Raw genomic sequence first — 10116 nt, 5'->3', positions numbered from 1 at the left:
GCCCTATGGAATATAGAGCTAGAGCCGCTTAAATCATTTTTATTATTTCCACTGTCTACTTGACAGGGTGCAGTTCATAAGTTGTGGTGCCTTTCATTATGCTTGGAATAGTTCCACCATTGCAAGATTACGCTTTTGTTGTTCTTCTTCAGACATTAAATCATATTTCTTTAATAGGTGAAACAATTCATTTAATGTTAGTTGTGTTTGCCCATGCTCTAAAAACTGAGCAGCCTTGTGATAGAGCTCTTTGGGCAAAAAGCTTTCCTGGCTCTGGAGCTTTTTAACAACGTCATCTTTTGAATGATCGATATTACATGTAGACATCAAATTCCCTCCATTTTACTTATTTCTATATTAATTTTAGCACGTATGAAAGTAGATTAGGAGGATAGAAACTAATATACAGCAAATGAGTAGCCACTGGGATGAAATTAGGAGAGAGCGAACCAGCAAACCTGGTTAACATCCTAGCACTCGAAAGAATTTAGGGGAGATTAACCATCAAACCAAATCTATAATCCCCCACAGATGCAAAAAAATAGAAGAATTTGCTCCTGTACTACAAGTACATCTAGTGACATCACACACAACTAGTTTTCTTACTATCTGATAAAATGGGAACTAGATAGAAGGGGAGGTAAGAAATGGCCTATTATATTTGGATTATTATAAATGCGCTACTTGTGATTAGTACAATTATATATATATGGATTTTTAGGTTGCATGACTCGCAAATCATCACACTAGGGCAGGTTTTCGCTCAAATCGCAATCATCCTATTTATCATAAATGTGAATATGTATTTTATCTTTCTTGTCATCCGCAGGACGAAGGTACGGAAATTCAAAATAACACTTGCGAAAATGTCACGACAAATGATGAAATCTCATATCAAGCTTGCAATCATCGGTACGATATTAATACTGTTTCATGGAGGAATCATGCTCGTAAAGTTAGGGGAGCTAATAGGGTATGTAAATCCAAAGATGATGAGCGGGATGTTAGCTATTCTATTATTAGCAATTACTCTTTTTGCGGGATATCTACGTCATAAAAAATCCTCCGGTTTTCGCCGGAAGTTTCATTATACATCGGCTTTTCTTTTTACTATTCTCTTTATGGTGCATTTATTTTTACCCATTTAAACACATAAAGAGACCGCCCGCATTTCCGTTCTGGTTAGTCCCGCAACGATGCGAAGTTGGAAGTGGTGGACGGTCTCAAATATAGTATATGTTTTAGTGTTCAATAATTATGCGTTTTTTATTGTAGCAATTATGCTATTTTTAATATCTCTCCAAAGCACTTCGTCTGTAGTGATACGTTCTGTGAACGATTTAATAAATGCTTTGAAAGCCGCGTCGTATTGAGGAGAATCTTTATCAGGTATATTTGCCTTTAATTCATCAGCAACAGCTTGTGCCTCTGGAGATCTAGGTCCCCATTTACCAACCTCTTCAAACTCTTTATTAACGAAAATGATGATTGGAATCGAACGGGCTTTTCCATTTGTAAGGTATTGATCCATCAACTCTAAATTCTCATCACGGATTAGATAGCGAGTTTCAAGTAAAGCCTCGTCCGCAATTCTCATTAAAATTGGGAGATTGACCATTGCATCTCCGCACCAATCAGCTGCTAAAATGATTGCTTTTAACTCTTTTTCTTGAAGCAGATGCAGTAATTCCTTGTCAGCTTCGTCTAATTGAAACCCATTATATACTTTTAATAGGTTCTCCTTGTGAACTTGCATGCTGTTAATGTATTCGTATTGGTTCATGCCTTTTTCAAACCATGGTTTTAAGTTTGTCATTATGTGCTCCTCCTCCAAATATGATTTGTTTAAATTTACTATAAATGAAAAAGGAAAATCTAACCACAAAGATGCTTATGAAAAGTCTGAAACCGTTTCGTAGAATTCATAGGAATCCTTAGTAGGAAAACTTGGTATAACCGGTTCCCCTTCTATAAGTACATCTGTTACCACGTTATAGTCCCCATTGGCTGATGGCATCTCTGTTTGTTCCCATCTCCAACATGCACCTGAAAAAGCGATTTGATTTCCAGCAAGGAGTCTAATTTCATGAAGTACCCCATTTAATTCAACAAATCCATATCCATTATTTAATTCAAGTTTTTGGACTAACTCTTGTTTCGAAGTTTTCATTTTTCATTCCCCCAATTATTGATAGTTTTACCTTTATGTACGCCTATAACCAATCCAAGTATTGTTATTTAAACTGTTCATATTTAGTCGAAAAACGTGACAAAATAGTGGAGCCAAGGAAGAAAACTGAAAGCGACTCGCCCAGAAATGAGAAAATTGGCCGATAAAGGCTCCAGGTCCTGTAGCAAATTCGGCACTAACATTCCTGTGCGTCGGAGATCCCGACAGAGAGGCGCCTTTTGCCTCTTTTCGAGGAGTTAAAATTTCTCTAGTTTCTAGTCGCTTAAACTAGACAAGTAATCATCCTTTGGTTATTATGCATGAGGAGTTGAGGATGCGTGAGATGGCAAAGGTCACTTATGGGTTTACTTAAGGACCGTAAAGGTAAAAAAATAGCATTAGCAATTGATACATCAACAAATCAGGTCCGTTCAGTTTTAATTAACAATATCATAAAGTTTTTTGGTGAAATGATCCCGGAAACTCAGCTTGTCCAAGCTGATTTTAAAATAAGAACCATCACACCGATTCAAAACCCTACCATTAAATATTATACGCATGGCAAGTCCTCCTATACTGAAGTGCTGGAATGGGCGGACGAAGAGAAAATTGATACTCTTTTTTATATAACCGATGTTACCGGTTATTTTTACGATGAGTTAGATGTAAAAGCTGAAGTGTTTTGGCTTGTTCCGGATGATTATGTACCAAAAGTCCCGTTTGGAAAGGCTATAAAAGTTGCATAAAGATTGGATGGCGTCTAGAATCATCAATTGATTCTAGACGTATTAGTTTTTGAGAGAAAATCCTTTTATATTTTTACTTAGGCAATTTTGTACTTGACGTATCGTGAGTAAGCAATTATATTTTAATACATTAGTAAATAAAAAGGGGGTAATACATATGAGTTTACTTGGTATTGTAAATATCGTTTTGATGGTCTTATTATTACTATTATTGTTTTATATGCAGAAAAAACATGTCTCATTTTCAAAACGTGTATTTGCAGCACTAGGACTAGGGATTGTCTTTGGTCTCGTCCTACAACTCATTTATGGTGTTGATTCAGAAATTATTTCCGAGTCAATTAGTTGGTTTAATATCGTCGGAAATGGTTATGTGAAGTTTTTACAAATGATAGTTATGCCACTAGTGTTTATTTCCATCGTATCAGCTTTTACAAAAATGAAGATGGCAAATAACATCGGAAAAATTAGTGTTTTAATCCTTGGAATTTTAGTGGGAACAACTGCACTTTCAGCACTTGTTGCAATTGGAACAACGGTTGCATTTGACTTAGAAGCTATTCAAATTGAAGCTGGAGCAGCAGAACAAGATAGAGGAGCATCGTTGGAGGAACGATATGCGGGTATTCAAGATAAAACATTCCCAGAACAGATTGTTGACTTATTGCCTGCAAATCCATTCTTAGATTTTACTGGTGCACGTTCCACATCGACTATTGCTATTGTTATCTTTGCAGCTTTCATAGGAATTGCATTCCTTGGAGTTCGTCGTAAAGATCCTGAGAATGCAGAATTGTTTGCGAAAATTATTGATGCACTTTACTCGGTTATCATGCGCGTTGTAACGTTAATTTTACGTTTAACTCCATATGGAGTTCTTGCGATTATGACACGAGTGACAGCTACGAGTGATTATGGTGCGATTTATAAGCTTGGTAAATTTGTTGTAGCATCATATGTTGCGTTATTGATTGTGTTTGCGATTCACTTATTGTTAATTACATTAGCCGGATTGAATCCAATTACGTATGTTAAAAAGGCTTTTCCTGTATTAACTTTCGCGTTTACATCTCGTAGTAGTGCAGGTACATTGCCACTTAACATTAAAGCACAAACAAATGATTTAGGTGTTCCAGAAGGAATTGCAAACTTCGCAGGTTCATTTGGACTTTCCATTGGACAAAACGGATGTGCAGGTGTGTACCCTGCGATGCTCGCGATAATGATTGCACCAACAGTGGGTATTAATCCGTTGGATCCAAGTTTTATCTTAACAGTGGTAGTGATTGTAGCGATTAGTTCCTTCGGTGTTGCTGGTGTTGGAGGAGGAGCAACTTTTGCTGCCATCCTCGTATTATCAGCACTTGACCTTCCAGTAGCATTAGCAGGTTTATTAATATCTGTTGAACCTTTAATTGACATGGGACGTACAGCACTTAACGTTAGCGGTAGTATGACAGCAGGTGTTCTTACAAGTAAAGTAACAAAAGAACTTGACACTGAAACCTATACAAACCCAACTCAACAACTAGGTGCATAACAGAAACGAAAATAAGACCCTGATTATAAGGGTCTTATTTTTTTGGTAAAATATAATAAAAATCCGCTAGGGGGAAGATTTGTTGGATATACGTTTTGACCATGTTGTCCATTATGTAAATGATCCATTTGAGGCAATGACAGCGTTTAAACTTCTTGGTTTCCATACGGCAAAAGGTGGTAATCACGAGAATTGGGGTACCTATAATACGTTATGTTATTTTAAGAATCTTACTTATATCTAGTGGATTGGGATTAACAATCTAGAGGTTACAAAAGAAGGTAGCCACCCATTTAGTCGTCATTTATATGAGGATTACAAACGAGGAGAAGGACTATCACAAATTGCCTTCCGGACCAACTCAATCGATAAAACCAACCAAGAGCTTACACAAAAAGGAATCAAAACAATTGGACCCTTACCAGGCTCCAGAAAACGTCCAGATGGGACTATTCTCAAATGGTCGATGCTCTTCATTGATCATACCCGACCAATGCCATTTTTTATTGAGTGGAAAGGTGTTGATAGAATTAGGGAACAAGAGCTTAATGAAATAGGGGTTTATGTTCCAGACTCAAAATCCATTTCCTTCATTGCATACGCTGTGAAACAACCGGAAAATCTCGCAGACATATGGGCGAAAGTATTAAATGGTAAAGTCCACATTTCAACACTACCTGGCACTGAACAAAAAGCATTTAAGGTCCATTTTGACACAATTGATGTGTATTTTAGCTTTAAGGACCATCCGAGAGGGGAACGCCCTTTTCTAGTTGGGATAGAACCAAAAGCAACAAGGGCGATTATTCTACATGGCGCTAAGTATTTAATGTAAAATAAAAAGAACCAACCATAAATACACGGGTTGGTTCTCACTTTTTGGGCGTAATAAAACTTTAGATACATAATTGATGATACATACATGCCGCGGTAGATTTGAAAATCTTAAACAACGAAAGCCCTACCTCTCTTTCGTCCTTTCGGCTCCGAAGCCGGTCCAGTGTGAATAAGTCTTTCTCAAATGTAAAAGATAAAACGTAAAATTAAATTTATCTATATCTATATATAATAATTATGTTAAAGTTAATAGGGAACAAATTTTTATTATACAGAAAAATATTCTTGTTGTCAAATGATAATGGGGTGCTTGTCATGTCTGTAAAAACACTTTTCAAGAAGAGATTGTTGCTTATCTATTTCTTGGCAAGCCTAATATGGATAACTTTCTCTGAATACGTAATTGATCGTTTTCCCTCTGAATATGCTAATTACTATCAAATTGGGAAGGGGTTAATTTTTGTCGCTTTCACGACCATACTAATTCATCTTATTATTGAGAAGAATGATGCATATGTTCATGCATTAGAAGAACAGAATGAATTGTCGACACTTATTAATGCGATGCCTGATTTTGTCTGTTTCAAAGATGGGAAGGGCAGATGGATTCGAGTGAATCGGTATGCAAAAGAACTATTCCAACTTGACTTTGAAATTTATAAAAACAAAACGGATTTTGAAATGGCTAAAATGTATCCAAGGTTTGAGAAATATCTAATTGAGAATGCACAATTAGATGAAGAGGCTTGGCAAAAAGGGATAAAGACCAGGGTAGAGCAAACCATCATGATCCCAAGTGAGGAACATAAGACTTTTGATGTCATACGAGTACCTTTATTTGAAGAGGGACAAAGAACGGGGCTAGTGCTAATTGGAAGGGATATTTCGAACTTAAAAGCCGCTGAAGAGCTTGCGCTTAGAAGGGAAAAACTTTCTGTAGTGGGGGAATTGGCAGCAGGAATAGCCCATGAAATCCGCAATCCACTGACAACGATTAAAGGCTTTGTTCAATTGCAAAAGGAAAAGAATGAATCAACATCTCAAATTTCTAATATTATCCTTTCTGAACTTGATCGGATTAATCAGATTGTTAGTGAATTACTCGTATTTTCCAAGCCGCAAAGTAAAATTTTAAAGGAATTTGAATTAAAAGAATTACTCGATTATGTCATCAAGCTCACATCACACGAAGCTACCCTTTATAATGTCAAGATTATCATTGAAAATGATGCAGATCATGCAGTTCTTTATGGAGATATGAATGAACTAATCCAAGTGTTTGTCAATGTCATTAAAAATTCAATTGATGCGATGCCAAATGGAGGAAGAACAAAAATTCGTACTAAAAGAATAGAGGACAAAGTTCAAATTGAAGTAATCGACACAGGGGTAGGTATCCCTAAAGAGCGCCTTGAAAAAATTGGAGAACCATTTTTCACATTAAAAGAAAAAGGAATGGGACTTGGGCTCACGATGAGTAACAAAATTATCCAAGACCATAAAGGAATATTTGAAATTAAAAGTAAGGTTGGGTTCGGAACAAAAGTCGTCATTACTTTACCTGTCAGACATCACAAAAAGGATAGTTGAATTAAACTCCTTTTTTTATTCGTACACTTTGTCTTCTTATGACTTACACAATTCATTAAAAGGTAAAATTATTGATTTCTTTTTCTTGCTCATATACGATATGAATTGTATGTCTAAGATAAAAAGTGGGGAATTAAGATGCCTGTCATTACTATATCTAAAGTGTTGAATAATAATGTCGTCATTGCAGATCACTCCGATTATGGGGAGGTCGTTTTAATAGGAAAGGGCATCGGCTTTAACCGAAGGCAGAAAGAAGTGCTCGATGCGACTAGCGTAGAAAAGCTGTTCGTCCTTAAAAATGAAAAAATACAAACTAACTATATTAAGCTTCTACCATATTTAGAAGATGACTTACAGAGAGTGATTATTTCTGCCATTGAGTTAATCAAAAGCAGGACAGATGCTTCGTTGAATGAACATATCCATGTAGCCTTGACCGATCACTTGATGACTACTGTTGCCAGAGTTTCACAAGGGTTAGAAATCCGAAATCCCTTTTTAATAGAAACGAAAACCATGTATCCTAGGGAATACGATTTAGCAAAGGAAGTAATGAATTTATTTAAAGTAGAATGTAATATACACTTGCCAGAGGGAGAAGCTGGTTTTATTGCTCTTCACATCCACAGTGCAATAACCAATAAAGATTTATCTGAAGTAAATCAGCATTCTCAACTAATGACAAAATTAGTTCAATTGGTAGAGGAACAGTTGAAAATGGTGATTGACAAACAGAGCATTGATTATATGAGACTTGTACGACATCTGAGGTTCGTTATTGAACGTGTAAAAGTGGGAGAGAAAGTAGAAGAACCAGAAAAAATCACTTCACTCTTGAAAGAAGAATATCCATTATGTTATAATCTCTCGTGGAAACTCATTAAGGTAATACAGCAAGCGCTGAAGAAACCAGTTTTTGACGCAGAAGCAGTCTATATAACGATGCATCTGCAAAGGCTTCAGAAGAAAATTAAATAGTATACATTGTTTTTAACGTGTTACTGATTCGATCAGGCATGAGTAAAGAGAATGATTGAAGTAAGTTTAACAGGATATATTGCGCCCTTTATTGGGAGAATATTATTCATGTAACTTCTTTCGATTATCCTCTTTCTCATGCCTTTTTTATGTTTATGCGATTACCTCATGAGAATGAAAAATTAGTAGGGGGTTTTGAACCGTGTTTAAAAAAGTTTTTGGTGTCCTGCAAAAGATTGGTAAAGCGCTTATGTTACCTGTAGCTCTTTTACCAGCAGCAGGTCTTTTACTTGGAATAGGAAATGCGATGCAGCAAGAAACGATGCTTCAATATCTTCCATTCCTGGAAGCAGATTGGATTCAACTTATTGCTTCGGTGATGGAGGATGCTGGGGGGATTATATTTAGTAATCTAGCCCTTCTCTTTGCAGTTGGGGTAGCGATTGGTTTAGCTGGAGACGGTGCAGCAGCACTAGCTGCTTTAGTCGGATATTTAGTTCTAAATCAGGTAATGAGTTCATGGCAGGGAGTTACTCCTGATATGCTTACTGATAATCCTGCTTTTGCATCTGTATTAGGAATTCCTACATTACAAACAGGTGTATTTGGCGGAATTATAGTTGGTCTTATAGCTGCTTTTGCTTATAACCGCTTTCATGACATTGAAATGCCTTCGTTTCTTGGATTTTTTGCAGGGAAACGATTTGTTCCGATTGCAACTGCCGCGTTTTCTTTTATAGCCGGTCTTTTATTATTGGTCGTATGGCCACCAGTACAAGATGCAATGAATAGTGCATCACTTTGGCTGATAGAAGAAGGTACGTATTTTGCTGTGTTTTTCTTTGGATTTATAAAGAGATTATTAATTCCGTTTGGTTTACATCATATTTTCCATGCGCCGTTCTGGTATGAATTCGGTTCTTATACAACCGCATCTGGCCAAGTCGTCCGGGGAGATATGACGATCTTTTTTTCACAATTGAAAGATGGAGTGGAAATTACCGCTGGTAACTTTATGGCTGGTGAATTTCCAATTATGATGTTTGGTTTACCGGCTGCTGCGCTTGCTATGTATCATGCTGCACGTCCGGAAAATAAAAAACTTGTAGCCGGTTTATTAGGTTCAGGTGCCCTAACATCGTTCTTAACGGGTATCACAGAGCCACTTGAATTTTCATTTATGTTTGTGTCACCTATTCTTTTCTTAATCCATGCAGTGCTGGATGGATTATCATTTGTTTTAATGACAGCGTTGAGTGTTAATATAGGCTACACTTTCTCCGGTGGAGGAATTGACTTTTTCTTATTTGGTATATTGCCAGGTAGAGAGCCTTGGTGGATCGCAATATTATTAGGTCTCGTTTTTGCAGTTATTTATTATTTTGTTTTCCGTTTTGCAATAAAGAAGTTTAATCTCATGACACCTGGACGCGAAGTAAAAGGTGAAGAGGAAAAGAAAGGGCAGGCTGGAGATCTCGCTTATAACATTCTAAATGCAATGGGCGGACAAGAAAATATTGCCCATCTTGATGCATGTATCACCCGACTACGTGTTTCTGTGAACGATATTAAAAATGTCGATAAAGATGAATTGAAAAAACTAGGTGCAGCTGGTGTACTAGAAGTTGGAAATAATATTCAAGCCATCTTTGGACCACGTTCTGAAACCATTAAAAGCCAAATGCAAGACGTAATGAGCGGGAAAAAACCCCGTGAATTAGAAACGAACCAAATTGAAAAAACAAATCCAAATATAGTAAGTAATGAACAACAAGGTGCTGATCATTTTAATTCGCCTATTAAAGGTGAAATAAAGCCAATTACGGAAGTTCCTGATGCTGTGTTTTCTGGTAAAATGATGGGTGATGGGTTTGCAATTGTACCATCTGAAGGTGTCATTGTTTCACCTGTTGATGGAAAAGTAATCAACTTGTTCCCCACAAAACATGCGATTGGTATTCTATCTGATTCAGGCCGAGAAATTCTGATTCATGTTGGGATTGATACAGTTAATCTTAAAGGACAAGGGTTTGAAACGTTTGTGAGTGAAAATGATAAGGTCGAAAAAGGTCAACAACTTTTAAAAGTTGATTTAGACTTTATTAAGAAAAATGCAACGTCCATTATTACACCGATTGTCTTTACAAACCTTGCAGAGGGAGAAGAAATCGTTCTTAAAAAGCAAGGTAACATTAATCTTTCTGAAGAAAATATCATCGAGATTACAAAAGGATAATGAATGCAACAGGCAG

9 protein-coding genes and 1 pseudogene are annotated in these 10116 nt (G+C 36.7%); 7 read left to right on the top strand and 3 right to left on the bottom strand.

The annotated features are described in order from the left end of the window. Positions 1-96: 96 nt before the first annotated feature. The gene (locus ACR65M_RS11375; protein WP_341332055.1) at positions 97-327 is read right to left on the bottom strand and encodes a hypothetical protein; all 231 of its coding nucleotides are present in this window, start codon (positions 325-327) and stop codon (positions 97-99) included. A 320-nt stretch (positions 328-647) separates the two neighbouring features. On the opposite strand from ACR65M_RS11375, the gene ACR65M_RS11370 reads away from it, so the two are divergent. Then, positions 648-1148 (top strand): hypothetical protein, encoded by a 501-nt coding sequence (locus tag ACR65M_RS11370; protein ID WP_440273356.1) that lies wholly within the window; start codon positions 648-650, stop codon positions 1146-1148. 107 nt (positions 1149-1255) lie between these two features. Here the strand turns inward: ACR65M_RS11370 and ACR65M_RS11365 are convergent, their stop codons facing one another. Both ACR65M_RS11365 and ACR65M_RS11360 read right to left on the bottom strand, forming a co-directional pair. Further along, entirely contained in the window at positions 1256-1816 is a 561-nt protein-coding gene (locus ACR65M_RS11365; protein WP_341332053.1) for a thioredoxin family protein, read from the bottom strand. Positions 1817-1891: 75 nt separating this feature from the next. Further along, the gene (locus ACR65M_RS11360) at positions 1892-2170 is read right to left on the bottom strand and encodes a hypothetical protein (RefSeq protein ID WP_341332052.1); all 279 of its coding nucleotides are present in this window, start codon (positions 2168-2170) and stop codon (positions 1892-1894) included. 338 nt (positions 2171-2508) lie between these two features. Here ACR65M_RS11360 and ACR65M_RS11355 point away from each other — a divergent pair, with 338 nt between their 5' ends. From ACR65M_RS11355 to ptsG, 6 genes and pseudogenes are all read left to right on the top strand, one after another. Further along, positions 2509-2916, top strand: a complete 408-nt coding sequence (locus tag ACR65M_RS11355) for a VWA-like domain-containing protein (protein WP_099353639.1) — start codon at positions 2509-2511, stop codon at positions 2914-2916. A gap of 157 nt (positions 2917-3073) precedes the next feature. Beyond that, positions 3074-4456, top strand: a complete 1383-nt coding sequence (locus ACR65M_RS11350; RefSeq protein WP_440273355.1) for an L-cystine transporter — start codon at positions 3074-3076, stop codon at positions 4454-4456. A gap of 79 nt (positions 4457-4535) precedes the next feature. Beyond that, positions 4536-5291 (top strand): annotated as a pseudogene (locus ACR65M_RS11345) (VOC family protein). A 317-nt stretch (positions 5292-5608) separates the two neighbouring features. Beyond that, the gene (locus ACR65M_RS11340) at positions 5609-6883 is read left to right on the top strand and encodes an ATP-binding protein (protein ID WP_341332048.1); all 1275 of its coding nucleotides are present in this window, start codon (positions 5609-5611) and stop codon (positions 6881-6883) included. A gap of 138 nt (positions 6884-7021) precedes the next feature. Beyond that, positions 7022-7864: a glucose PTS transporter transcription antiterminator GlcT gene (glcT, locus tag ACR65M_RS11335; RefSeq protein WP_440273354.1), complete on the top strand. Its 843-nt coding sequence runs from the start codon at positions 7022-7024 to the stop codon at positions 7862-7864. A gap of 202 nt (positions 7865-8066) precedes the next feature. Further along, complete coding sequence (gene ptsG, locus ACR65M_RS11330) at positions 8067-10100, top strand: glucose-specific PTS transporter subunit IIBC (RefSeq protein ID WP_440273353.1); 2034 nt, start codon at positions 8067-8069, stop codon at positions 10098-10100. Positions 10101-10116 lie beyond the last annotated feature (16 nt).

The organism is Ferdinandcohnia sp. SAFN-114 (assembly GCF_059415045.1).
This window is presented reverse-complemented; position numbering and strand designations above follow the sequence as displayed.

Bases quoted from the DNA above. Each gene is read 5' to 3' on its own strand.
- ACR65M_RS11375 (WP_341332055.1), bottom strand. From the start codon at position 327: ATGTCTACATGTAATATCGATCATTCAAAAGATGACGTTGTTAAAAAG.
- ACR65M_RS11370 (WP_440273356.1), top strand. From the start codon at position 648: ATGGCCTATTATATTTGGATTATTATAAATGCGCTACTTGTGATTAGT.
- ACR65M_RS11365 (WP_341332053.1), bottom strand. From the start codon at position 1,816: ATGACAAACTTAAAACCATGGTTTGAAAAAGGCATGAACCAATACGAA.
- ACR65M_RS11360 (WP_341332052.1), bottom strand. From the start codon at position 2,170: ATGAAAACTTCGAAACAAGAGTTAGTCCAAAAACTTGAATTAAATAAT.
- ACR65M_RS11350 (WP_440273355.1), top strand. From the start codon at position 3,074: ATGAGTTTACTTGGTATTGTAAATATCGTTTTGATGGTCTTATTATTA.
- ACR65M_RS11340 (WP_341332048.1), top strand. From the start codon at position 5,609: ATGTCTGTAAAAACACTTTTCAAGAAGAGATTGTTGCTTATCTATTTC.
- glcT (WP_440273354.1), top strand. From the start codon at position 7,022: ATGCCTGTCATTACTATATCTAAAGTGTTGAATAATAATGTCGTCATT.